Origin of the sequence: Actinomadura sp. NPDC047616 (assembly GCF_040642915.1) — a bacterium.
GTDB lineage: Bacteria > Actinomycetota > Actinomycetes > Streptosporangiales > Streptosporangiaceae > Spirillospora > Spirillospora miaoliensis.
Genome location: NZ_JBEYTB010000004.1, coordinates 430,330 through 454,137, shown reverse-complemented (window position 1 = coordinate 454,137; position 23,808 = coordinate 430,330). Strand labels below are relative to the sequence as shown.

General features: G+C 73.2%; 26 protein-coding genes. 8 read left to right on the top strand and 18 right to left on the bottom strand.

Annotation, left to right across the window (positions count from 1 at the left end):
* Positions 1-46: 46 nt before the first annotated feature.
* On the top strand, positions 47-691 hold the full coding sequence (locus ABZ801_RS12835) for a TetR family transcriptional regulator (protein WP_360696740.1): 645 nt from the start codon (positions 47-49) through the stop codon (positions 689-691).
* Between the two features lie 51 nt (positions 692-742).
* Here ABZ801_RS12835 and ABZ801_RS12830 read toward each other — a convergent pair whose 3' ends face one another.
* From ABZ801_RS12830 to ABZ801_RS12785, 10 genes are all read right to left on the bottom strand, one after another.
* A complete protein-coding gene (locus ABZ801_RS12830; protein WP_360696737.1) occupies positions 743-1,252 on the bottom strand; it encodes a flavin reductase family protein in 510 nt (169 codons plus the stop codon).
* A gap of 38 nt (positions 1,253-1,290) precedes the next feature.
* Positions 1,291-2,442, bottom strand: coding sequence for an LLM class flavin-dependent oxidoreductase (locus ABZ801_RS12825; protein WP_360696734.1), 1,152 nt, complete (start codon positions 2,440-2,442; stop codon positions 1,291-1,293).
* Positions 2,443-2,456: 14 nt separating this feature from the next.
* Positions 2,457-3,671 (bottom strand): SfnB family sulfur acquisition oxidoreductase, encoded by a 1,215-nt coding sequence (locus tag ABZ801_RS12820; RefSeq protein WP_360696731.1) that lies wholly within the window; start codon positions 3,669-3,671, stop codon positions 2,457-2,459.
* 2 nt (positions 3,672-3,673) lie between these two features.
* Complete coding sequence (locus ABZ801_RS12815; protein WP_360696727.1) at positions 3,674-5,101, bottom strand: LLM class flavin-dependent oxidoreductase; 1,428 nt, start codon at positions 5,099-5,101, stop codon at positions 3,674-3,676.
* Between the two features lie 24 nt (positions 5,102-5,125).
* Positions 5,126-5,929 (bottom strand): carbohydrate ABC transporter permease, encoded by an 804-nt coding sequence (locus ABZ801_RS12810; RefSeq protein WP_360696724.1) that lies wholly within the window; start codon positions 5,927-5,929, stop codon positions 5,126-5,128.
* Complete coding sequence (locus ABZ801_RS12805; protein WP_360696721.1) at positions 5,926-6,858, bottom strand: sugar ABC transporter permease; 933 nt, start codon at positions 6,856-6,858, stop codon at positions 5,926-5,928. The genes ABZ801_RS12810 and ABZ801_RS12805 overlap by 4 nt, the downstream gene beginning before the upstream one ends.
* Entirely contained in the window at positions 6,851-8,188 is a 1,338-nt protein-coding gene (locus tag ABZ801_RS12800; protein ID WP_360696718.1) for a sugar ABC transporter substrate-binding protein, read from the bottom strand. The genes ABZ801_RS12805 and ABZ801_RS12800 overlap by 8 nt, the downstream gene beginning before the upstream one ends.
* Positions 8,189-8,246: 58 nt before the next feature.
* The gene (locus ABZ801_RS12795) at positions 8,247-9,443 is read right to left on the bottom strand and encodes an acyl-CoA dehydrogenase family protein (protein WP_344957115.1); all 1,197 of its coding nucleotides are present in this window, start codon (positions 9,441-9,443) and stop codon (positions 8,247-8,249) included.
* Between the two features lie 21 nt (positions 9,444-9,464).
* Positions 9,465-10,673: an SfnB family sulfur acquisition oxidoreductase gene (locus tag ABZ801_RS12790; RefSeq protein WP_360696714.1), complete on the bottom strand. Its 1,209-nt coding sequence runs from the start codon at positions 10,671-10,673 to the stop codon at positions 9,465-9,467.
* A 136-nt stretch (positions 10,674-10,809) separates the two neighbouring features.
* Complete coding sequence (locus ABZ801_RS12785) at positions 10,810-10,875, bottom strand: putative leader peptide (RefSeq protein ID WP_360697126.1); 66 nt, start codon at positions 10,873-10,875, stop codon at positions 10,810-10,812.
* 161 nt (positions 10,876-11,036) lie between these two features.
* Between ABZ801_RS12785 and ABZ801_RS12780 the strand changes: the two genes are divergently transcribed.
* Together ABZ801_RS12780 and ABZ801_RS12775 are read left to right on the top strand one after the other, a co-directional pair.
* Positions 11,037-11,507: a hypothetical protein gene (locus ABZ801_RS12780; RefSeq protein WP_360696711.1), complete on the top strand. Its 471-nt coding sequence runs from the start codon at positions 11,037-11,039 to the stop codon at positions 11,505-11,507.
* Positions 11,508-11,772: 265 nt separating this feature from the next.
* Entirely contained in the window at positions 11,773-12,546 is a 774-nt protein-coding gene (locus tag ABZ801_RS12775) for an SGNH/GDSL hydrolase family protein (protein WP_360696708.1), read from the top strand.
* A 19-nt stretch (positions 12,547-12,565) separates the two neighbouring features.
* Here ABZ801_RS12775 and ABZ801_RS12770 read toward each other — a convergent pair whose 3' ends face one another.
* The 6 genes from ABZ801_RS12770 to ABZ801_RS12745 form a co-directional block, all read right to left on the bottom strand.
* A complete protein-coding gene (locus ABZ801_RS12770; protein ID WP_360696705.1) occupies positions 12,566-13,414 on the bottom strand; it encodes a MerR family transcriptional regulator in 849 nt (282 codons plus the stop codon).
* A 60-nt stretch (positions 13,415-13,474) separates the two neighbouring features.
* Positions 13,475-14,365: a DUF2268 domain-containing putative Zn-dependent protease gene (locus ABZ801_RS12765; RefSeq protein WP_360696702.1), complete on the bottom strand. Its 891-nt coding sequence runs from the start codon at positions 14,363-14,365 to the stop codon at positions 13,475-13,477.
* Between the two features lie 240 nt (positions 14,366-14,605).
* Positions 14,606-14,965 (bottom strand): DUF2516 family protein, encoded by a 360-nt coding sequence (locus tag ABZ801_RS12760; RefSeq protein ID WP_360696699.1) that lies wholly within the window; start codon positions 14,963-14,965, stop codon positions 14,606-14,608.
* Between the two features lie 158 nt (positions 14,966-15,123).
* Positions 15,124-15,603 (bottom strand): hypothetical protein, encoded by a 480-nt coding sequence (locus ABZ801_RS12755; protein ID WP_360696696.1) that lies wholly within the window; start codon positions 15,601-15,603, stop codon positions 15,124-15,126.
* Entirely contained in the window at positions 15,600-15,995 is a 396-nt protein-coding gene (locus ABZ801_RS12750; protein ID WP_344957129.1) for a helix-turn-helix transcriptional regulator, read from the bottom strand. Before ABZ801_RS12750 ends, ABZ801_RS12755 begins: the two co-directional genes overlap by 4 nt.
* 78 nt (positions 15,996-16,073) lie before the next feature.
* Positions 16,074-17,042: a neutral zinc metallopeptidase gene (locus ABZ801_RS12745; RefSeq protein ID WP_360696692.1), complete on the bottom strand. Its 969-nt coding sequence runs from the start codon at positions 17,040-17,042 to the stop codon at positions 16,074-16,076.
* Positions 17,043-17,151: 109 nt separating this feature from the next.
* On the opposite strand from ABZ801_RS12745, the gene ABZ801_RS12740 reads away from it, so the two are divergent.
* From ABZ801_RS12740 to ABZ801_RS12720, 5 genes are all read left to right on the top strand, one after another.
* Positions 17,152-18,972, top strand: a complete 1,821-nt coding sequence (locus ABZ801_RS12740; protein WP_360696689.1) for a DUF2207 domain-containing protein — start codon at positions 17,152-17,154, stop codon at positions 18,970-18,972.
* A gap of 91 nt (positions 18,973-19,063) precedes the next feature.
* Positions 19,064-19,294 carry a hypothetical protein gene (locus ABZ801_RS12735; protein WP_360696686.1) on the top strand — a complete coding sequence of 77 codons (231 nt, stop codon included), beginning with the start codon at positions 19,064-19,066 and terminating at the stop codon, positions 19,292-19,294.
* A gap of 126 nt (positions 19,295-19,420) precedes the next feature.
* Positions 19,421-20,170, top strand: a complete 750-nt coding sequence (locus tag ABZ801_RS12730; protein WP_360696683.1) for an FCD domain-containing protein — start codon at positions 19,421-19,423, stop codon at positions 20,168-20,170.
* Positions 20,167-21,396: an MFS transporter gene (locus ABZ801_RS12725; protein WP_360696680.1), complete on the top strand. Its 1,230-nt coding sequence runs from the start codon at positions 20,167-20,169 to the stop codon at positions 21,394-21,396. The genes ABZ801_RS12730 and ABZ801_RS12725 overlap by 4 nt, the downstream gene beginning before the upstream one ends.
* Before the next feature lie 91 nt (positions 21,397-21,487).
* Positions 21,488-21,907 carry a hypothetical protein gene (locus ABZ801_RS12720; RefSeq protein WP_360696677.1) on the top strand — a complete coding sequence of 140 codons (420 nt, stop codon included), beginning with the start codon at positions 21,488-21,490 and terminating at the stop codon, positions 21,905-21,907.
* A 12-nt stretch (positions 21,908-21,919) separates the two neighbouring features.
* On the opposite strand, the gene ABZ801_RS12715 is transcribed toward ABZ801_RS12720, so the two are convergent.
* Positions 21,920-22,903 carry an asparaginase gene (locus ABZ801_RS12715; protein WP_360696674.1) on the bottom strand — a complete coding sequence of 328 codons (984 nt, stop codon included), beginning with the start codon at positions 22,901-22,903 and terminating at the stop codon, positions 21,920-21,922.
* Between the two features lie 63 nt (positions 22,904-22,966).
* Positions 22,967-23,794: a 3-keto-5-aminohexanoate cleavage protein gene (locus tag ABZ801_RS12710; RefSeq protein ID WP_360696671.1), complete on the bottom strand. Its 828-nt coding sequence runs from the start codon at positions 23,792-23,794 to the stop codon at positions 22,967-22,969.
* Between the last annotated feature and the right edge of the window lie 14 nt (positions 23,795-23,808).

The following is a 23,808-nucleotide window of genomic DNA, read 5'->3' as shown; positions in this document are numbered from 1 at the left end:
AGGTTTGCAATAACTGCAAGTTTGCAGTCGTGATACCGTACGTGACGTGGATCACGCCGGACGGTCAGAGCCGCGCCCGGGGTTGCGCGAGCGCAAGAAGGAGCGCACGCGCCGGGCGATCGCCTCCGCCGCGCTGCGGCTGTTCGCCGAGCGGGGCTACGAGGAGACGACGATCGCCGACATCGCGGCCGCCGCCGAGGTGTCCCCGCGCACGTTCTTCGGCTACTTCCCGAGCAAGGAGGACGTGGTCTTCGCCGAGATCGACGACCGGCTGGCCGAGGTCCGCGAACGGCTGGCGCGGCGCGTCCCCGACGAGACGCCGCTGGAGACCGTCCGGCGCGCCGCGGCGGACGCGATCGCCGCGCTGGCCGCCGAGCACGGCGACTACGGCGCGGTGCAGATCCGGCTCATCCTGGAACGTCCCGGGCTGCAGGCCCGCGCGCTGCAACGCCTCACTGACACCCAGCAGGAACTGGGCTCGCTGCTGGCCGGGCTGTGCCCGGACCTGGACGAGATCGACGCCCTCGCGGCGGCGGGCGCGGCGGTCGGCGCCGTGCAGACCGTCATCATGCACTGCCGCCGCCACGGCTTCGACCCGGCGGCGACCCGTGCCGCCCTGGACCGCGCCCTGGACGTCGTGGAGCACGGCCTGCGGTCGGTGGAGGCGCTCAGCCGTCCCGCCGGCCCCTGAGCCGCCGGGCACCGGCGCCGGTGGCGCCCGGCCCCGGTGCCCGGCCCGCGGTCACCGTTCCTGCGGCAGGAAGTGCCCGAACCGTCCCAGGTGGTAGAGCAGCGGCCGGTCGGACTCACGGATGTCGGCGGACGTCACCAGGCCCACGACCAGGATGTGGTCGCCGATGTCGATCGTCGTGTACGGGACGCACAGCAGGTGGGCGCACACGTCGTCCAGCAGCGGGGTGCCGTCGGTGTGCGGGTGCCACCGGGTGGGCGCGGCGAACCGGTCGATGCCGCGCCGGGCGAACCGGGCCGCCACGTCGGCCTGCCCGGACGCCAGGATGTTCACCGCGAACCGCTCCGCGCGGCGCATCGACGGCCAGGTGGTCGAGCCGCGGTCCACGTAGAACGACACCAGCGGCGGGGACAGGCTGACCGAGGAGAACGAGGTCGCGGTCAGCCCGGCCGGCTCCGCGCCGCACGCCGCGGTGACCACCACCACCCCGGCCGCGTGCAGCGCCAGCGCGCGGCGGAACCGGTCCTCGTCGATCATCTGGTCGGGCAGCAGTTCGGTCATCACCGAGTCCTTTCACGGGGGGTGTGGTCCCGGGGCGGTCAGACGAAGGGGACGGCGGGCGCGGCCAGGTCGGGGCCGCCCGCGGGGTGCTTCCACAGGCCGCGGTCGGCCAGCAGGGGCAGGACGCCCTCGCCGAACCAGTACGCCTCCTCCAGGTGCGGGTAGCCGGACAGGATGAACTCCTCCAGGCCCAGCTCGGCGTACTCGGCGATCCGGTCGGCGACCTCGGCGTGGCTGCCGACCAGGGCGGTCCCGGCGCCGCCGCGGACCAGGCCGACGCCCGCCCACAGGTTGGGGGCGATCTCCAGCTCGCGCAGGTCGCGGCGGGCGGCGCCGCCGTGCAGGTCGAGCATGCGCCGCTGTCCCTCCGACTCGCTGCGCCGCAGGCCCGCCTGGACCTGCTCGATCGTCTCCGGGGAGATCCCGGCCAGCAGCCGTCCGGCCTGCGCCCACGCCTCCTCGGCGGTGTCGCGGCTGATGACGTGCAGGCGGATGCCGAACCGCACGCGGCGGTCCCGCTCGCCGGCCAGCCGGCGGATCCAGGCGATCTTGTCGGCGACGGCGGCGGGCGGCTCGCCCCAGGTCAGGTAGACGTCGCTGTGCCGGGCCGCGACCGGCCCCGCCTCCGCCGACGACCCGCCGAAGTAGATCGGCGGGACGGGGCTCGGCGGCTGGGCGAGCCGGGCGCCCTCGACCTTGATGTGACGGCCGTCGAAGTCCAGCTTCTCGCCCCGCCACAGGGCGCGTACGACGTGGAGGAACTCGTCGGTGCGGGCGTAGCGGCCGGCCTTGTCGAGGAAGTCGCCGTACGCGCGCTGCTCGTGGGCCTCGCCGCCGGTGACGACGTTCAGCAGCAGCCTCCCCCGCGAGTGCCGCTGGTAGGTGGCGGCCATCTGGGCGGCCAGCACCGGGCTCAGCAGGCCCGGCCGGAACGCCACGAGGAACTTCAGCGATTCGGACGCCTCCACGAGCAGCGCCGTGGTGAGCCAGGCGTCCTCGCACCACGCGCCGGTGGGGGTGAGGGCGCCCTCGAAGCCGAGATCCTCGGCGGCGGCCACGATCTGGCCCAGGTAGCGCAGGGTGGCGGGACGGTCTCCGGCGGCGGCGCCCGCGTCCAGGCCGTGGCCTCCGCCGACGATGTAGCGGCTGTCGCCGTAGGTGGGCAGGAACCAGTGGAAGGTCAGCGTCACAGGTGGCCCCTCTGTCAGATGACGCCGTGCCGGGGCGGCGGCGTTCCGTTGAGCACGTGGCGGCCGATGTGCTGGACCTTCCAGCGCACCGGGTCGTGCAGGGTGTGGGTGCGGGCGTTGCGCCAGTGCCGGTGCAGGTTGAGCCCGTCCAGGCTGGAGCGGGTGCCCGACACCTCGAACAGCGCGTTGGTGATCTCGATCGCGGCGCGGTCGGCGGCCGTCTTGGCGACGGCGACGGCGATGGACGCCTCGGCCGCCGCCTCGTCGGAGAGCGCGTGCCGGGCCGTCTCCACGGCGCGTCCCGCCTCGGCCAGGAGCGCACGCGCGGAGCGTTCGGTGATGGCCAGCTCACCGAATCTCTGGATGAGGAGCGGGTCCTCTGCGGCGGTGTCGTATCCGCTCTCGAACCACGGGCGGGCTTTCGTCCGCACGAACTCGGCGGCCTCGCGTAGCGCGCCCCCGGCGATGCCCGCGTCGATGGCCGTGTGCAGCAGTTGCGCGTAGGCGCCGTGCACCTGCGGGCCGGTGAACGTCAGGTGATGCGGGACGACGCGTTCGGCCGGGACGCGCACGTCGTCGAGCCGTACGGTGCCGCTGGCGGTGGTGCGCTGCCCCATGCCCGACCAGTCGTCCACGATCTCCAGCCCGGGGGCGTCCCTGGGCACGTAGGCGACGTGCAGTCTGTCGCCCTCGCCCGGGACGTCGAGCTGGGCGAGCACCGGCACCCAGTGGGCGAACAACGCGCCCGTGCAGTAGAACTTCTCGCCGGTGAGGACGTAGCCGCCGTCACGGTGCGGGCGCAGGCGGGTGCGGTAGTCCTGGACGTGCCTGGTGTGCGCCTCGGACTGGGCGTTGCCGAACCGCTTGCCCGCCAGCGCCTCGGCGAAGAAGAACTTCTGCTGGTCCGCGTCGCCCTGCTGGGCCAGCACCCGCAGGTACACGACGTGGCTCTGCGGGATCTGCGCGATGCTGGGATCGGCCTCGGCCAGCAGCCGGTACACCTCGGCGAGCGTGTCGGCGCGCACGTCGGCGCCGCCGTGCTCGCGCGGAACGGTGATCGCCAGGAGCCCGCTGCGGGACAGCTCGTCCAGCTCGGCGTGCGGCAAAATCCGCCGGGCGTCGCGTTCGGCCGCGCCGGCGGCGAAGGCGGCGGCCAGCCGCGCGGCGGTCGCGACGGCCTCCTCGTCGGTCCTGATGACGTGCGCGTGCTCGTGCTCGTGCTCGGCCATGGTCATCCCACCTTCTCCACGGGTCGGCCGGCGCCGCGTGCCGCGACGGCGCGGCGGTGGCGGGCGCCGGGGTGGTCGTCGCGCAGGCGGACCTGGCCGGGGCCGAGCAGGTTCTCGCGCAGGGTCGCCGACTCGTAGGCCCCGGGCACGCGGCCCCGGCGCCGCAGCTCCGGGACGACGAGGTCGACGAAGTCCTCGAACGTGCCGGGCGTGACGGCGTAGGCGAGGTTGAACCCGTCGATGCCGGTCTCGTCCACCCAGGACTCCAGCTCGTCGGCCACGGTGGACGGGGAGCCCGCCACGACCGGGCCGATGCCGCCGATCGCCAGGTAGCGGCCGATGTCGCGGGGCGTCCAGCGGTGCTCCGGGTCGATCGTCGTGAAGATCTCCAGCGCCGAGTGGACGGCGTCGGTGCGCACGTACTCGAGAGGCTCGTCGGGGTCGTACCGGGACAGGTCCAGGCCGCTCCAGCCGCCGTACAGCGCCATCGCGCCCTCGTGGGACGAGTGACGCAGGTACTCGTCGTGCTTGGCGCGGGCCTCGGCGTCGGTGGGCGCCGTGATCGCGGTGAACAGGATGAAGATCTTCACGCCGGCGGGGTCGCGTCCGGCGCGGGCGGCGCGGGCGCGGATGTCGGTGACGCGCTTGCGCAGCCCCTCCTTGGTGACCGCGTTGATGAAGACGCCTTCGGCGTGCCGTGCCGCGAACGCCCGTCCCGCCGTGGACGCGCCCGCCTGGTAGATGACGGGCGTGCGCTGCGGCGACGGCTCGCTGAGGAACACCCCGGGCACGTCGAAGTGCCTGCCCTTGTGCGCGATCTCGTGCACCTTGGCGGGGTCGGTGAAGACGCCCCTGCGCGCGTCCCGGACGACGGCGTCGTCCTCCCAGGACCCTTCCCACAGCTTGTAGCAGACTTCGAGGAACTCCTCGGCCACCTCGTACCGGTCGTCGTGGTCGCGTTGGCGTCCCATGCCCAGGTTGCGGGCGGCGCTGTCGAGGTAGGACGTGACGACGTTCCAGGCGATCCGGCCCTTGGTCAGGTGGTCCAGCGTGGTGAACTTGCGGGCCAGGTTGTACGGCTGCTCGTAGGTGAGGGACACCGTCACGCCGAAGCCCAGGTGCCGGGTGGCCGCCGCCATCGCCGACACCACCAGCAGCGGGTCGTTCAACGGGATCTGCGTCGCCTGCCGTACGGCCGGGTCACGCGAACCGGTGTAGACGTCGTACACGCCGAGTACGTCGGCCAGGAACAGCGAGTCGAAACGTCCCCGCTCCAGAAGGCGCGCCAATTCGATCCAGTAGTCCAGATCGGTGTAGCGGTACGCCTGGTCGTCGGGATGTCGCCACAGCCCCGGCGCCTGGTGGCCGACGCAGCTCATGTCGAAGGCGTTGAGGAAGATCCGTTTCTTCGGTTCAGGGACGGGTGTCATGCGCACTCCTTTGACGAAACCGGGTCATTTCACGGCGCCCGCGGACAGGCCCGCCACCAGGCGGCGCTGGGCGAGCAGCGCCAGCACGTACACCGGGGCCACGCCGATGATCGAGGCGACCGCCTGCTGGCCGAACTGGATGTTCCGGTCGCCCTGGAAGCGCGACAGCGCGACGGGCAGCGTCTGCACCGACGTCTCCTGCGCGAGGCTCAGCGCGAACAGCAGCTCGTTGTAGCCCAGGAAGAAGCAGATCAGCCCGGACGCGACGATCCCCGGCGCGGCCAGCGGGACGACCACGTGCCGCAGCGCGCCCCAGCTGCCGAGACCGTCCAGCCACGCCGCCTCCTCCACCTCGCGCGGCACCCGGCGGACGAACCCGTCCAGCAGCCACACCGCCACCGGCACGTTCGCCAGCCCGGTGACCAGCGCCAGCCCGGTGAGGGTGTTGCTCAGCCCGGCCGTGCGCAGCAGGTAGAACAGCGGCAGCACGGCCACCACGGGCGGCGCGCAGTACGAGGCCAGCACCAGCGACAGCAGCCGCTCGCCGCTGCGCCGGGCGCGGGCGGTGTAGTACGCGGCGGGCACCGCGATCACGAGGGTGAGGGCGACGCCGCCGGCGGCGACGACCCACGAGTTGGCCAGGTGGCGGGCCAGGTCGATGGACTCGAACGTGTCGGGCCAGTTCCGCCAGAACGGCGTGCTCGGCAGCAGCCCGCCGTTCAGCACGTCGTCCCGGGACCGCACCGACAGCGACACGATGTAGACGAGCGGCACCGCCATCAGCGCCGCGACCAGCGCCAGCAGCGGGGTGATCCAGCGGCGGCTCACCGTTCGGCCCTCGCGACCCGCCGCCGCACGACCGCCACCAGCGTGGCGACCAACCCGACCACCAGCGAGAACAGCAGTGTCTCGGCGGCGGCCGTGCCGACCTTGAACGACTCCAGCGCCGTCCGCTGGATCTCGTAGGTGGAGGTGTTCGTGGCGGCGCCCGGACCTCCTGTCGTCACCACGTACACGATGTCGAACACCTTGAACCCGCCGACCAGCCGCAGCAGCAGCACGGCCAGCAGCGCCGGACGCACGTACGGCAGCACCACCGACACCAGCAGCCGGAACCGGCCCGCACCGTCGAGCACCGCCGCCTCGCGCAGCTCTCCTGGCACGCCCAGCAGCGCCGCGTAAACCAGCAGCACCACGAACGGCGTCCACTGCCAGGTGTCGATCACGACCAGCGCGAGGAACGCGCCGCGTTCGTCGCCCAGCGGGTTGACCGGCGCCAGCCCGGCCAGGCCGAGCGTCCCGTTGAGCGCGCCGCCCACCGGGGCCAGCAGCAGCTTCCACGCGACCCCGACCATGACGGGCGGGGTGACCAGCGGCAGCAGCAGGAACCCGCCGAGCAGGCCGAGACGCCTGCCGCGCGCGTGCAGCGCCAGCGCCAGCGCCGTCCCGATCACCAGCTGGACGGACGCCGCCAGCACCGCGAACACCGTCGACCGCCACAGCGACCCGGTGAACACGTCGTTCTCCAGCGCGGCGCGGAAGTTCTCGGTGCCGACCCACTCGCGCAGCGGCCGCGCCAGCGTCGACTCGGTCAGCGCCAGGCCCACCAGGTAGACCAGCGGGTACGCGGTGAACACCAGCAGGGCGAGGGTGACCGGCGCGGCCTGCCAGGGGGAGACGCGCGACCAGCGGCGGGCGCGGCGCCGTCGCCACGCCCCCCACCGCACGGCCGGGCGGCTGATCGCACTGTCAGCCAAGCCGCTTCTCCCACGCGCTCTGCACCTTCTCCAGCGTCTGCCGCGCCTGCTGCTTGCCCTGGAGGGCCAGCGCCAGCTCGTCCACCAGCGTCTGCAGCAGTTCCGGCGCCTCGGGGCCGTTCGGCCAGACCAGCGGCTTTCCCGACAGCCCCTCGGCGACGACGTCGGCGGCCCGGCCGAACGACTTGCGGAAGACCGGCGAGCGGAGGGTGCTGGTGCGGACGGGGTCCGAGCCGCTGGTCGACACGGCGATCTGCGCCTCGTTCTGCCTCCTGCTCGCGGCGAACTTCACGAACGCGGCCGCGGCCTCCTTCTTCTTCGACAGCTTCGACACGCCGAGCGCGAACCCGGCGTCCAGCGAGGTGGCGTGGGTGGTGTTGGAGCCGCCGACCGGCAGCGTCACCACGTCCCACCTGTCGACGACCTTGGACTGCCTGGGGTCCTGCGCCTTGACGGAGTGGTCCGTCCAGAACTCCAGCTGGGCTGCCCTTCCGGACAGGAACGCGGGCAGCGCCTGGTCGAAGCCGGTCTGCAGCGGGGTCGGCAGCGCGTACGGGGCGACGTCCAGCAGCGACTGCAGCGCCGCGACGCCCTGGTCGGAGGCCAGGGCGGGCTTGCCGGAGTCGTCCAGGAAACGGCCGCCGAAGCCGACGAGCCGGTTGGCGAACGTGCAGCCCAGGATGATCGGCACCTGCTGGCCTTCGACGATCACGCCGTAGTGGGCGCCCCGGCCGTCCTTGGTGATCTTCTCGGCGGCGGCGTTGGAGTCCTCCCAGGTCTTCGGGGCGTCCAGCCCGTACTTCTCGAACAGCTCGGTGTTGTAGAAGAGGATGTGAGTGTCGCCGTCGAACGGCAGGCCCCACCGCCTGCCCTGGTACAGGGTGTACGGGTCGTAGATCGACGGCAGCAGGTCGCCGGTGTCGATGTCGGGGTTGGCCTTGATGTAGGCGGTCAGGTCCTCCAGGACACCGCCCTCGGCCAGGCTGCCCAGCCCGACGTACCAGTACATGATCACGTCGTACTGCCCGGCGCCGGACTGCGCGTCCAGCATCGCCGTGGCCAGGAGCTTGTCGTACGGCACCGGCGTGACCTGGATGTCGGCCCCGGTCTCGGCCTTGAACGTCCGCCGCAGGACCTCGAACGCCCCGGCGTTGGGCTGGTTGACCAGCACCTTCAGCGTCTCGCCGGCGAGTTCCGGCTTGGCGGCCGGGTCCAGCGCGTCCCCGCCGCCGTCGCCGCCGCAGGCGCTCAGCAGCGGACCGGCGGCGGCCAGCGCGCCGACGCCGAGGGCACCGCGCAGCACGGCGCGGCGGGAGAGGTGATGGGGCAAGGGGACTGGGGACATCGTGCGTCCGTTCTGCGGGGATGGCTCGGTCGGGTGCGGGCGGTCAGGTGTAGAGGGAGAACTCGGGGAACTCGCCGGTCAGGAAATGCGTCCCGACCTCGCGCTTCTTGTAGGAGACGGGGTCGTGCAGGGTGTGCGTGCGGGCGTTGCGCCAGAAGCGGTCCAGGGCCAGCGCCGCCCGCGTCGACCGCGCGCCCGTCACCTCGAAGATCCGGGACGAGACGCTCAGCGACGCCTCGGTCGCGGCGACCTTGGCGGTGGCGATCAGCACGGCCAGCTCGCCGCGCCGCCGCTCGGTCAGCGCCTCCCGGTCGGGGGCGTGCAGCGCCTGCTCGATCTCCTCGACCGCCTGGTCGGCCAGCGCCCGCGCCGCCCGCACCCGGGCCAGCAGGTCGCCGTAGACGGCCAGCACGTAGGGGTCGTCCACGGCCCGGTCCACGCCGCTGAACAGCCACGGCCGGGTGGTCGTACGGGTGTAGTCGCGGGCGGCCGCCAGCGCGCCCTCGGCGATGCCGATGTAGAACTGCACGAACACCAGCTGGATCGCGGGCGTCACCAGCGTCGTCCACGGGGACGGGTCGGCCAGCGACCCGATGACGTCCTCCTCCGGCACCGGGACGGCGGAGAACGACACGCTTCCGCTGGCCGACAGCCGCTGCCCGATGTTGTCCCAGTCGTCCGGCCGGTGCACCCCCTCGTGCCGGGGGTCGACGATCACGACGAGCGGCTCGCCGGTGTGCGCGTGCGCGGCGCCGACGGCGAGCCGGTCGCCCACCCGCGCGCCGGTGGCGAACGTCTTCGTCCCGTTCAGCTCGAACCCGCCGTCCTTCGGCGTCAACGTCAGGTCGGGATCACGGGGGTTGAACGCGCCGCCCCACAGCCAGCGCTCGCCGGCGGCCCGGGGCTCGACGCGCTCGCGCAGCTTCTCCTCGCCGAAGAAGTGCAGGTTCCACGACAGCAGGTAGTGGTAGCCGAGGAGCTGCCCGATGCCGCCGTCGGCGGCGGCGATCTCCCTGGTCACCTGGTAGGCGGTGCGCCAGGTCGCGCCCCCGCCCCCGCGCTCGGCGGGGATCAGCAGCGTCAGCAGGCCGGCCCGGCGCAGGACCTCCACCTCGGCGAACGGCGCGCCGCCCGCCCGGTCGCGTTCGGCCGCGTCCGCGGCGAGCTCGGCGGCGGCCGCGCGGGCCCGCGCGAGCCATCCCTCGTGGTCGCGCGGCGTTGTCTCGGTCTCGGTGGTCACGTTGGATCTCCCGGAAGATGGTCAGACGATGCCGTTGGCGGGCGGGGCGACGCCGTTGAGCGCGTGGTCGCCGAGGTGCTGCAGCTTCCAGCGGCGCGGGTCGTGCAGGGTGTGGGTGCGGGCGTTCCGCCAGTGCCGATCGAGGTTGTAACGTTCCAGCGACGCGCGGGCACCGACCACGCCCAGCACCTCGGCGGCCACCGTCAACGCCGCGAGATCGGCCTGCGCGCGCGCCGCCGCAACGGCCAGCGACGCCTCCGCCCCCGCGTCGGCGTCCGTCAGACTCCCCGTGTCGAGGACGGGCGCGCCCGCCAGCGCCGCGTCCAGGGCCTGCCCGGCGCGGACCAGCAGCGCCTCGGCCGCGCGGACCAGCAGCGCCAGCTCACCGAACTTCTGGATCACCAGCGGCTCCTCGGCCAGCCGGTCGACCTTCGCCTCCGGCCACGGCCGGGCCGACTCGCGGACGAACGCCGCGCCCTCCGCCAGCGCTCCCCCGGCGATGCCGACGTCGATCGCCGCGTGCATGTACTGCCCGTACGCGCCGAACACCTCGGGCCGCTCGAACGTCCGGTAGTGCGGCACCACCCGCTCGGCGGGGACCCGCACGTCCCGCAGGTGGACGGTGCCGCTGCCCGTACCGCGCTGCCCGAACCCCGACCAGTCGTCAACCACCTCCAGTCCGGGCGCGCCCGCCGGGACGAACACCGCGTGCACGCGGTTCCGCTCGTCGGTCGCGTACACCGGGATCCAGTCCGCGAACGGCGACCCGGTGGCATAGGACTTGGTGCCGTTGACGGTGTAGCCGCCGTCCGGCAGCGGCGTCAGGCGCGTCCGGAACTCGAACGCGTCCCGCGCGCCCGCCTCGGCCAGCGCGTTGCCGAACAACCGGCCCTTGAGCAGCTCGGCGTAGAAGAAGCCGCGCTGCTCCTCGGTGCCGTTCTCGGCCAGCACCCGGACGAAGAAGAAGTGGTTCTGCGGGATCTGCCCGACGCTGGGATCGGCCGCCGCCAGCAGCCGGAACACCTCCCCGAGCGTCACCGCGCTCACCTCGGCGCCGCCGTGCTCGCGCGGCACCGTGATGCCCAGCAGGCCCGACTCCGACAGCTCCGCGACCTCGGTCACCGGCGGCGTCCGCTCGGCGTCCCGGCGCGCCGCGCCGACCGCCAGCCGCGTCGCCAGCCGCCGCGCGACCTCGACCGCCTCGGCGTCATCACGGATCAGATAGGCCATGACCGGCCCGACCTCCAGGGAACAATGCACGCACGCCAAGAGGGCACGCGCGAAATTCGACAAAAAGGGTGATCACCGCACAGCGGAACACGGACCCCGGCGGAGTCGCCGCCCGGGCGGTCCGTGGCTCAGGACGTCAGAGCGGACAGAGGGCGCTGGCCACGCGGCACAGATCCACGTGCCCCCGGCTGGTCAAGCACATCGTCACCGACACGCCACGAGAGTAAACGGACATCCCTCTTAAGTCAATCAAACCAGTAGGAAAAGTGGTTAACCGAACACCAGAAACACTGTCGGCGAGGAGCCCTATACTCAGGGTCGCCATTTCGTCACGGCACGTACAACCCGTGGAAGGACGGTGACATGGCGCCAACGATCATGGACCTGACGACTAGGCTCCAGGCCGTGGAGAGTCGCCAGGAACGGCACGACGAGGACATCACCAGCATCGCCGACACGACGGTCGAGACCCTTGAGCGGGTCAAGCACCTCGAGAGCCGCCTCGTCGGCGTCGAGACCGGGCTCGTGAACGTCCAGACTCGCATCGGAACCGTCGAAACCCGCATCGGCAACGTCGAAACCCGCGTGGTACAGCTCGAACACCGGGTCGTGGGTCTCGACAACCGCGTCGCGAATCTCGACAACCGCCTGGTGAGCCTCGAGAACGACGTCTCGGACATCAAGACCCGCGTCGGCGGCGTCGAGGGCCGTCTCGGCCGGTTGGAGACCGGGTTCGGGCGCTTCGAGTGCCGGATGGACCGCCTTGAGAGGGGCATGGAGGCCCTGCTCAAGCACCAGGGCATCGACGTGCGGAGCGACGACGAGGACGAGTAAGCCCTAGGACGGACGGGTCACAGGGCGGGGCCCCGCAAGCACGAGACCACGCCACCTACGAAGCGCAGGGCCGACTCCCCCCACGAGAGCCTGACACACCCCTGCCACGGCGACACGCAGTGGTCCATCAATCGGCCCCGCCGCCCGGATAGGATGCCGACCGGTCGGACGCCGCCCGCGGCCCGCGTCGACCGTCACCCAGCCCGAACGGCGCTCCCACCGTTCCGTTGACCTCTGCCGTCGCCACAGGAAGGCCTCCCAGCCGTTGTCCCGACGTGTCCTCTCGGCACTGGTCGTGCTGCTGGCGCTCGGGCTGGCCGGCACGGCCGCGACCTATCTGAGATCCGGCTCGACGTCCGCCCGGAAGACCGCCCCGCCTCCCCGGCCGCCGGTGGTGTACGTGCTGGGCGACAGCTTCACCACCGGGATCCGCGGCCTCACCTCGCAGCAGGCGTACGCGGGGCAGGCGGCGCGGCTGCTGGGCTGGCAGGTGGTGATCGGCGGACGGGTCGGTTCGGGCTTCGCCGAGCCCGGCCCCGCGAAACAGCGCTACGACGCCCTGTTCACCAGGCAGTTCGCCTGGCGGCCGGCCCCCGACATGATGCTGGTCTCCGGCGGGCACAACGACGTGCTCACCCCCGCGCGGCACGTCCGCCGCCGCACCGTGCAGCTGATACGCCGGATCAGGGCGCAGTGGCCCGGCACGCACCTGGTGATCATGGGGCCGACGTGGGGTCGTGACGTGGGAGCCAAGGCCGTCCGCGTCCGCGACACCATCCGCGCCGCCGCGGTGTCCGAACGCGTGCCGTTCATCGACCCGATCGGCCAGCGCTGGTTCACCGGCAACCGCAAGAAGGGCACCGGCAACGCGGTGCACTACATCCGGGCCGACAACATCCACCCCAACCTGGCGGGCAACCGGCACATGGCCGCGCGCCTCGTCACCAACCTGCGGGCCCTCGGCCTGGCCCGTCCCGTCCGCGGCCGCCCGGCCACCCCGGCACCGGCCGGCACCCCGACCGCCGCGACCACGCCCTGAACCGCCGCCCCGCGCGCGGTCACTCCCAGATCGCGGACTCCGGGTCGACGCCGTGCGCCTCGGCGTTCGCGAAGATCACATCGCGCAGCCAGACGGTCAGGCCCGGCGCGAGCGCGTCGTAGTAGTCGGCGAATCCCGGTTCGCCGACGTACCTGCGCCCGATGCACACCTGCATCGAGTGCGTGCAGTCGAAGTACCTGGAGAGCAACGCGCGGTGCCGCTCGGCGAGGGCGTTCGCCTCGTCGGAGCCGGGCGTCACGCCGGCGCGCCTGGCGGCGGCGAGGTCGGCGTGCAGGGCGTCGGTCGCGGCCTTGACGTCCTTCCAGTCCCGGGGCGTCATCCCGGCGGCCCGTTCGGCGTACTGTGCCCACTGCGCGCTGTCGCCCCAGCGCTCCTCGGCCTCCTCGATCCAGGCGGGCTGCCAGTCGTCGCCGAAGATCTCGACCTGTTCCTCGGGGGTCAGCCGCATCCCGCGTCCGGACGCCTCCAGCATGCGATCGACCGCGTCGACCATCTTCCGCAGGCGGGAGATGCGCTCCACGAGCTGTGCCCGCTGCCGGCGCAGGTGGTCGCGCGCGTCGGCGTCCGGATCGTCGAGGATGCGGCCGATCTCGGCGAGCGGGAACCCGAGCTCCCTGTAGACGAGGACCCGGTGCATCCGGGCGACGTCGTCGCCCGAATACACCCGGTGCCCCGCCCATGTGCGCCCGCTCGGACGCACCAGGCCGATCGCGTCCCAGTGGTGCAGCGTCTTCACGCTGACCCCGACGAGCGCGGCCGCCCGGCCGACGGTGAGCTCCTCGGGGGCCGGAGGTTCGACGCCCTCGCCGGCGGGCGCCCCTTCCTGTCGGTGGGCATCACTCGTCATCAGCACAGTGTCGCTCACCTCTCCGGGGCTCTGTTCCGATCCGCGGGACTCACCAATGCGTCACGCGGTGGTCGGGACGCCCGCGTTCAGGAGGATGTCGCGTGCCGGCAGCGCGGTGCTCTGGGCGGCGGTCAGGCCGGAGGCAGCCATATGGGCGTCCACGATCCGGAGGCCGGCCGCGTACCCGGCGAAGTCCGGCAGTCCGACGGGCTGCTGCCCCATGAGCTGCGCGGTGGCGTCGCCGTGCACGTACGCGGTGAGGTTCTGCATCCCGGCCACATCGATCCCCGCCGAGACCTTCTCGTAGACCCCGTCCAGTTCCGCTCCGGTCAGTCGCGTCGCCCACGGCCCCATGGCCTGCTCGCCCGCCAACTCCCGTACGAACGCCTCGGCCAGCCCTTCGGCCACGACCTGCTCGCCGACCGTGACCGTCGCGGGGTTCCAGGTCACGTTGGCGTAGCGCACGTTGTGGTGGAGTTCGTGCGCGGCGGCGTAGCCGATCTTCGCCAGGCTGGTCTCGGTGGGCCACATCACCAGGTGGATCGCCCCCGGGAAGCCGCCCATGCCGAAGTAGCCGGCGCTGCGGACCGTCAGGTGGTCGTCATCGGGGTTGCCGAGCACCAGGACGACGTGCACGGTGTCGGCGCTGTTGATCCCGGGGGCCGCGTCGCTCAGTCGCTCCCACGCCGCGGTGAGGCAATCCTCGATGCGGGTCCACACGTCCGCGTCCCGCATCTGCCTCAAGGCGGTCAGGTAACGCGGGTCCTCACGGTCGATCCGGAAGCCACTGCCCATCTGCTGGTGCGTCTGGACCAGGTCCATGCCGGGCGGCACGGGCATCACGTTCTCGAGCGGGCGGTAGATCTCGCGCAGGGCGTCGGGCCGCTCGTCCAACGGGAGCCGCAGGAGGTCGGACATGGCGGACGCGGTGTCATGGACAACGATCTTCATGCCCCGAGACCGTAGGACCTCCTGTTACGGGAGGGGCAAGCCGCGCGGAACGCTCCGGGCGCTTGAGCGGCCGAAGCCGGGGGGCGCCGCCGTGGCTTGTGTGTCGCGGAGCTGGGCGGACGCGTGGACGCGCGGCATCACCCGAGGGCGCGGGCAGCGGCATGCCACGGCGTTACCGAGGACAGTCGGCGGCGAGAGGTCATTGGTGCGTTCAGGAACGTGGGGGTGCGGGGCGCGGGGTCACCAGGGGCCGTAGGGGCCCATGTTGGTGCGGCCACCGCCGCCGCGCTTCTTGTAGGGCTTGACGGCGGGACGGACGTCGGCGAGGTAGACGGCGGCGGCGATGAAGGCCGCCACCGGCAGGATGCCGATGAGCAGCATGATCGGGGAGGCGCCCTGGAGGGGCAGCACGGCGTGGGCGAAGCCCAGGACGGCGGCGACGCCGAGGATGATCGTCCACAGCTTCTTGCTCTGCTTGCTGGCCGCCGCGTAGGCGTCCTTGGGCACGGTCAGGGAGTCGACCAGCGCCCACGCCTCCATGACGAACGCGACGACCAGGAGAGCCCAGAAGAACAAGTCCAAGATTCCGAAACCGGCCACCGATCAGCGCTCCTGCCTGTCTCTGCCGCGAGGTCCTCGGTTCCCACCTTATGGGCAACGTGCGCGTCACATACAAGACGACGGGGCCCGGCCGGGTGTTCCCGGACCGGGCCCCGTGGACCTGGTGTGGGCCTGGGGGCGCCCAGGCGGCCGCAGGCTCAGGCGCCGCCCTTCCGGCTGCTGGCCGCGGCGGCGCGGGACTGCGTGGTGCGCCGCTGCGTGCCGCGGGCCCGGGTGGCGGGCTTGGCGTCGGCCTCGGCGATCTCGGCGACGGCGACGGCCTCCTTGTGCACGACGCGCTTGCCCCGCTCGGCGAGCTCGTCGATGAACTCCACGGCGCGGCTGGCGCCGTGCGTCATGTACGCGACGGCGGCGTTGGGCAGGTCCTTGACCTCGATGCGCTCCTGCACGCGGCCGACGTTGTCGCGGACCTCGCCGCGGTAGCGGCCCATCGCCTCGAGGACCTGGCCGCGGTAGCGGTCCATGACCTCGCGCAGGTCGTCCTGGTACTTGACGGCGGTCTCGCGGGCCTTGACGACCTGGTCGGGGACCTCGCGGATCTTCTCGACCGCCAGGTCGCCCGCGCCGGCGATGGTGTAGACGGCCTTGTTGGCGCGGAGGGTGGTAGCCAATGTCATCCCACCTCGTCCTTTCCTGTGTCCTGGTAACGCTCGGATGTGGCGGCGGCAGCCTCGTTCTCCCGGCGGAACGACTCGTAGACGTCCAGCAGAACCTGCTTCTGCCGTTCCGTGAGGATGAGGTCGGCCCGGATCGCGGTCTGCACGTCGGTGTCGGCGTCGCGGTCCTCCAGGATCCCCGCCTGCACGTACAGGGCCTCGGCCGAGATCCGCAGCCCCTTGGCGATCTGCTGGAGGATCTCGGCGCTGGGCTTGCGCAGCCCGCGTTCGATCTGGCTCAGGTAGGGGTTGGAGATCCCCGACACATCGGCGAGCTGGCGCAGCGAGATCTTGGCGCGCGTGCGCTGCTCGCGGATGTACTCGCCGATCGAGCCGACCTTCGGACTTGCCATGGTTCCACCCTGCGTCAGGGTGCTTGCAATTGCAAGCACGATAGCTAGCACTGATCCGTGAGAACGCTCACAGAGGGTTCACCCGACCGCACGGGGCGGCGCGGTCCAGGTGTTGCAGACGGCCAGGCCGTCGCCGCGGAAGCCGATCGCGACCCAGCCCGCGTAGTTGCGGGACGAGCCGTGATCGCGCTGGTCAGGGGGCAGCCGCTCGTCGCCGCGGCCCCGCACGTCCTCCATCATCGCCAGGTACTGGCGGCGCGTGATGCCCATCGCGCGGCGCTCGGCGCCGAGGAACGCGCCCGCCAGGCACTGTGCTTGCAGCTCGATGCGGCGGCTGGTCTCCATGCGGGCGGTGGCGGTGGAGGCGGTCTCCATCTGCCGGTGCCCGTACCGCAGGATCCCGGCGCGTTCCTGGACGTGGTGGCCGTACTCGTGCGCGATCACCCGCGCGAACACGGTGAAGTTCGACAGCGGCTCGCCGCCCGAGGTCTCCACGACGTGCCGCAGCCCCACGTACATCGTGTTGTTGGCCGGGCAGTAGAACGCCGAGGCGCCGGGGTTGGGGTACGTGCCGCACGGGCTGCGGCCCGACGTCTCCCAGAACACCCGCTTGGGCGGGCTGAACGCCATGCTCGCCTTGCCGAACTGGGTCCGCCAGGACGCGTCGAGGCAGTCGCTGAGCGCGTCCATGAAGCGGCGCATCGACGCGGGGGCCTGGTCGATCGCCGGGATGCGGCAGGCGACGGGGGTCAGCGCGCCGGTGGCGTAGAGGCGGTTGTCGGTGGCGTCGGCGCGGGAGGCGGCGGGCTGGCGTCCCAGGCCGGGGCCGCGCGTGGTGCCGTCGCCGTCCCCGAACAGCCAGAACCCCACGATGGCCAGCACCACGAACGCGGCCAGCACGCCGACGAGCCCGGCGACGGTGCCCCCGGTGGTGCGGCGCGGCCCGCGCCGGGGCGGGGTGTAGCGGTACTCCCCGGGCCGCTGGCCGGGCAGGCGCGGCGGGGCCGGGGCCGGCGCCGGTGCCGGCGGGGGGTACTGGCCTGCCATAGGGCAGAATCATCCCACACCGCCGAAACCCCACGCGCTGGTCACGGATCCGGACGAGGCGCCCGTACCCCCGTGGCAGGCGGGCGCCGGGCGGCTACGATTTGCGCCCATGTCGGGTTGCTCGCGGCCGATGGTCGCCTCCCTCGCCCTCGCCGCGCTCGTCGCCCTGGTCGTCCCGGGGCGCCCCGCCCAGGCGGCCACGCCGTCCGCCCAGGTCACCACCCCCCAGACGGACACCGCCCAGGTCGCCGCCGCGCCGGTCGCCGCCGCCGCGGAGAAGGTGGTGCGGGACCAGGTGGCGCTGCGGGTCGGCGCCGGCGGGACGCTGCACGCCCGCGAGACGATCGTCTACGAGTTCGCCGGACGGCGCGGCTTCACCCGTTCGTTCGTGACCCGCGAGCACGAGAGCGTCACCCGCGACCGGGTCTACCGGCTGGAGAACGTGCGGGCGTCCAGCCCCGACGGCGGGCCCACCCAGGTGTCGGTGTCCACGTCGGACACGCGCACCGACGTCCGGGTGAGCGGCCCGGGGGCGCTGACCGGGCGGCGCACCGTGATCCTGGAGTACGACGTGCGCGGCGCCGTCGCCCCGATGGGCGCCACCGAGGAGCTGCGCTGGCCCGCGGCGGGCGGCTGGCGGGTGCCGGTGGAGGACTCGCGGGCCACCGTCGACGGCGGTGCGATGATCCGCAACATCAACTGCTTCGCCGGGCCGCCCGGCACCGCGATCGGCTGCACGCAGTTCTACACCAACCACACGCACACGCAGGGCGTGTTCAGCCAGCAGGAGATGCTGGCGGGCGAGTACCTGACCGTCGTGGTCGGGTACCCGCCCGGCACCATCGGCGGCCGGCCGATCCACGAGCGGCGGCACACCGTGGCGACCGCTTTCTCGATCAACGCGGTGACCGCGTCGGCGCTGCTGGGGCTGCTGGTGCTGCTGCTCGGCGGCATCGCCGTGCTGTACCTGCTGCGCGGCCGGGACGCGCGGGTCGTGGGCCGCAGGGCCGCCGAGGGCGACCACGCGCCGGTGGCGGGCGCCCGGTTCGAGCCGCCGGACGGGGTCCGTCCCGGCCAGATCGGCACGCTGATCGACGAGCAGGCCGACGTGATCGACGTGACCGCGACGATCGTCGACCTGGCGGTGCGCGGCCACCTGCTGATCGAGGAGCAGGACCGGGCGGTCACCGGCCGCCTGGACTGGACGCTGCGCCGCCTGCCCGCCCCGCCCGACGACCTGCTGCGCTACGAGCGGATCCTGCTGGAGGCCCTGTTCACCGCCCCGGACGGCGGCGCGCGCGACAGCGTCCGGCTGTCGGAGCTGGACGGCACGTTCGCCCGCGCCCTGGCGCGGGTGCGCAGCGCGATGTACGACGACGTGGTGGAGCAGGGCTGGTTCGCGCGCCGCCCCGACGCGGTGCGCTCGCGCTGGACGATCGCGGGCATGGTGCTGACCGTGCTCGGCGTCGCGGGCACCGTGGCGCTGGCGTTGTTCACCGACATGGCGCTGGCCGGGCTCGCGGTGATCATCGCGGGGGCGGCGCTGGCGTACGGCGGCCAGTTCATGCCCGCCAAGACCGCGCGCGGGTCGACGGTGCTGGCGCACACGATCGGCTTCCGGGCCTTCCTGGAGCGCGGGGAGCTGCCGGACGGGGCCGCGGCCGAGCTCGGCTCGCGGGAGCGCATCGCGCTGTTCTCCCGGTTCCTGCCGTACGCGGTGGTGTTCGGCGTGGTCGGCCCGTGGGCCAAGACGGTCGAGGACGCGGGCGAGCGCGCGGAGGGCGCCGACAACCTCGCCTGGTACGAGGGCCCCGCCGAGTGGGACCTGTCCCGGTTCGCCGAGTCGATGCGGGTGTTCACGCTGACGACGTCGGGTTCGATCTCGCAGTCCCGGGGCCTGCGCGGGGTGCTCGCGAATCCGGAGGGCTGACCCTCCGGACCGTCCGGGAACACACGGGTATCGCGGTTGGAATCCTCCCGCCGGGTAGGGGCCGGGACGAGGAGGTGTGACCGTTTTGGTGTTGGATGCGACTTTTCCCCTCGGCGACAACTACTGGCTGGTCCTGGGCCCGATCGTGATCGCGCTGGCGCTCATCACGTGGCTGCTGCTGCTCTGGTACGGGCAGCACAAGCGGGTGCGCATCGACCGCATGCACGGCCGGTCCGCGCACCGCGGCGCCGTGACGGGCGGCATCATCGAGGGCAGCCCGGCACAGCGGACGCGCCGCGACGAGGCCGAACGCAAGAGCTGAGCCCCGGCGTACCGGCTTGAGGGGCGTACCGGCATGAAGGACGGCGGCGCGCGGGGGTAGGCGCCCGGCGCGGCGCGGATTCGCGCTGATCGTAAGATGTCAGACATCTTACGAAAGGAGCGTGCCGTGGCCCTGAGTCCCGTCCCGCGCGGGTCCACTGTGGAGGCCGTGCTCGACCAGCTCCAGGCCGAGGTCAGCGGCGGTGCATGGCGGGTGGGCGAGCGCATCCCCGGCGAGCTGGACCTGGCGTCCCGGCTGGGCGTCAGCCGCCCGGCGGTGCGCGAGGCCATCCGGGCGCTGGCGCACGTCGGCGTGCTGGAGGTGCGGCGTGGCGACGGCACGTACGTGCGCAGCTCCGCCGACCCGCGGCCGCTGCTGCGCCGCGTCCAGGGGGCCACGCTGCGCGACGTGTTCGAGGTGCAGCTCGCCTACGACGTGCAGGCGGCCCGGCTTGCCGCGCGCCGCCGCACCGACGCCGACCTGGCCCGGCTGGAGGAGCTGCTGGCGGCCCGGGACGCGGCCGAGGACGCCGACGAGTTCGGCGCCGCCGACTCCCGCTTCCACCTGGGCGTCGCCGAGGCCTCCGGCAACCCGGTGCTGATCGAGGCGTGCCGGTACTTCCTCGGGCGGCTGCACGAGTCGCTGAGCGCGATCCGCCTGGACCACCGCATCCCCGAGGCCGGTCCCGAGCGGCACCGCGCCGTCCTGGACGCCATCGCCGCCGGCGACGCCGACGCCGCCGCCCGGGCCGCCGCCGAGGTGATCGAACCGACGCTGGCCGTGGTGTCCGCCCTGCTGGAGTCCGAATCCGGCGCCGAGCCCGCGGACACCGGGGACGCCGGAGACGCCCGGGACGCCGGGGAGGCCGGGGCGTGAGCGAGCGGCGCGGGGCGTTCGTCCTGCAGATCCTGCTGATCGTCCTGGTGGCGGTGAACCTGCGGCCCGCCCTCGCCTCGGTCGGGCCGCTGCTCACCGAGATCCGCGACGACCTCGGCCTGTCCAACACCGGGGCGGGCGCGGTGACCACGCTGCCGCTGGCGTTCTTCGGCGCCTACGGGCTGCTGGCGGCGTTCCTGCGGCGCGCCCCGCGCGGCGAGACGCTGCTGGTGACGGCCATGGGGCTGCTGGTGGCGGGGCTGCTGCTGCGGCTGGCGCCGAGCACGGCGGCGCTGTTCGCCGGGTCGCTGGTCGCCGGGATCGCGATCAGCATCGGCAACGTCGCGATCCCCGCGATCATCAAGCGCGACCATCCGGGTTCGATCACCACGGTCACCGCGATCTACACGGTGGCGGTCACCACCGGGGCGGCGGTGTCGTCGGGGATCGCGGTGCCCGTCCAGCGGGCGCTGGACGCGTCGTGGCGGCTGCCGCTGGGCCTGCTGGTGATTCCGGCGGTGCTGGCGGCGCTGGTCTGGCTGCCGCGCGCCCGCCGCGCCGCGCCGGGCACGCCCGTCCCCGCGGGCGCCTCGCGCCAGGTGGCCGCGCGGGTGTGGCGGTCCGGGCTGGCCTGGCAGATGACGGTGTTCATGGGCGTGCAGTCGCTGCTGAACTACGTGGTGCTCGGCTGGCTGCCGACGATCTGCCAGGACCGCGGCATGGCCGAGACGTCCGCCGGATACGTGCTGGCGCTGTCGGCGCTGTTCCAGGCGGTCGGGTCGCTGTCGATGCCCACGCTCGCCCGCCGCGCCCGCGACCAGCGGCCGATCGTCGTGCTGGCGGTCGCGCTGTGCCTGGTCGGGTTCGCCGGGATCGCCTGGGCGCCGATCGGGTCGGTGTGGCTCTGGACGGTCGTGCTCGGCTTCGCGCAGGGCGTGCTGTTCGCCACCGCGCTGGCGCTGCTCGGCCTGCGGGCGCACGACGCCCAGGTGGCCGCGCAGCTGTCGGGCATGGCGCAGGGCGTCGGGTACCTGATCGCGGCGCTGGGCCCGCTGCTGGTCGGCGCGCTGCACGACGTGACCGACGGCTGGACGGTCCCCATGACCGTCGTGCTGGCGATCACCGCCGGGCTGGCGCTGCCCGGCATGGCCGCCGCCCGCGACCGCACCGTGGGCGCCCCGGCCCCCGCCGAACCCGCCCGCGTGACTTCCGGAGAAACGCGCTGACCTGCGCGAACACGGGACCTACGATGGGAGTATCCGCGGTGCACATGGGTATCCGCCCGTTTCGGAACATTCCGCTCGGGAGGTGGGAGACGTGGTGGTACTGCCCGGAGCCGTTCACATCGGCCCGGAGATCGCGCTGTGGATCGGCCCGCCGATCCTGGTCATCGGCATCCTCACGTGGATGACGATGACGATCCTCGCCTCGTCCAGGAAGATCCACCCGGACCGCAGATGCGACCAGTCCCCGCACTGGGGGCCGGTCGAGGGCGGCGCCTATCACTACTGGCCGGGGATGTACTCGCACAGTTCCCCGGACATGCAGTTCCCCAAGGACCTGTATCCGGCGCCGGAGCGGCCGGGCCGGCAGCCCCCGCCGCTGAACCTCGACGGCACCCTCGCCGAGGAGCCGAAGCCCAGGGAGCCCATGGCCGAAAAGCCCGGGGCCGAGGCGCCCGGGGCCGGGGAGCCCAAGGCTCCCGCCCGGCACGGCCCCAGGACGCCGTCCGCCTGAGCAGGCGCCGGGTCAGCGCGCCGCCGTGAAGAGGCCGGCGGCGGGACGGATCGTGCCCACGGTCCGCTCGCCGCCGTCCAGCCGCGCGGCCGCCAGCTCGTCCAGGGCGGCGGCGTCCACGTCCGCCGACGCGTCGACGCCGAGCGCCCGCAGCAGCGCGACGGTGACGGGAGTGCGCGCCCGCATCGCCCCATCGTCGATCTTCACGGCGCCGGCGCGTCCGTCCGCGGCGGCGAACGCGTCCACGCCCTCGGCGCCGCACTTGACCAGCAGCCCCGGTACCGCGTCCATGAGGCGGCGCTCCTCGCGGCGCGTCCCCGAGGTCCACTGCGGATGCGCCCGCATCGCGTCGGCGACGCGGCGTTCGGCGGTGCCGGGCGCGGCCAGCACCAGCGCGCGGAACGCCCGCGCCACCCCGGTCGTGGACACCGCGAACAGCGGGGCGCCGCATCCGTCGACGCCGACCGCGGCGGCCTTCTCGCCCGTCAGCTCCTCGATCGTGGCGCGTACGGCCCGCTGCAACGGATGATCGGCGTCCAGGTAGGACGCGGTGGGCCAGCCCGCCGCCACGCACGTCGCCAGCATGGCCGCGTGCTTGCCGGAGCAGTTCATCCGCAGCCGCGACCGGTCGCCGCCGGACCGCGCCACCGCCACGGCGATCCGCTGCTCCATCGGCCAGGCGGGCGGGCAGCGCAGCGCCCGCTCGTCCAGCCCGGCGCCGGCGAGGACGGCGCGGGTCCCCTCGACGTGGAAGTCCTCGCCCGAGTGGCTGCCCGCGGCCAGCGCCAGCAGCTCGCCGTCCAGGTCCAGCCCGGCGCGCAGCATGGCCACCGCCTGCATGGGCTTGTTCGCCGACCGGGGGAAGATCGGCACGTCGGGGTCTCCGGCGCGCACCGTCACCGAGCCGCCGGCGGCCAGCCCCACCGCGGACCCGCGATGCCGCGACTCCACGAACCCGGAACGTTCCACCTCCACCAGCACCGGATGGGTGTCCACCTTGCTCCCAACGCCGCGTCCTGCCGTTCGACCACCCACAGGATAGGGAGCCGGCGGCGGTGGTCAGCGCGGTCTGACGCCCAGGAAGGCGCGGGCCTCGGCGGCGGGCATGGCGGGACGCTGGGCCAGGTCGGCGAGGGTGGCCGCGCGTTCCACGAGCTGGGCGTTGGACGTCACCGGCCGCCCCTTGGCGTAGGTGAGCGTGTCCTCCATGCCGACGCGCAGGTGCCCGCCCGCCGACAGCGCCGCGTACATGACGGGAAGTGTGGTGCGGCCCACGCCGGTGGCCGACCAGGTCGCCCCGTCCGGCAGCGCCTCGACCGCCGCGACCAGCGTCCGCGCGTCGCCCGGCATGCCGCCCGGCACGCCCATCACCAGGTCGCAGTGGACGTGGCCGCCGTAGGGCGCGCCGTGCTTGTCGAGCAGCCGGTGCAGCGCGGCGACCTGCCCCAGGTCGAACAGCTCGAACTCGGGGACGATCTCCAGCTCCTGGGTGCGCCGGTACAGCTCCGTCATGAACGGCCACGGGTTCATGAACACCTCGTCGCCGAAGTTGACGGTGCCGCAGGTCAGCGAGCACGCGTCCGGACCGGCCTCCAGGACGCGCAGCCGGTCCTCGTACGGGTCGGTGACCGCGCCGCCCGTGGACAGCTGGACGATCAGGTCCGTGGACTCCCGCAGCGCCCGCACCGTGTCCCGCAGCCGGGACAGGTCGAGCGTGGGCCGGGCGTCGTAGTCCCGGATGTGCACGTGGATCACCGCGGCCCCGGCGGCCTGGCACTCCTTGGCCGTCTGGACCAGCTCGTCAAGTGTCACCGGCAGCGCCGGGACGTCCGCCTTGGCGGACTCGGCCCCGGTGGGCGCCACCGTGATGAGCGTCTTTGCTCCCATGCCAGGCAGAATGC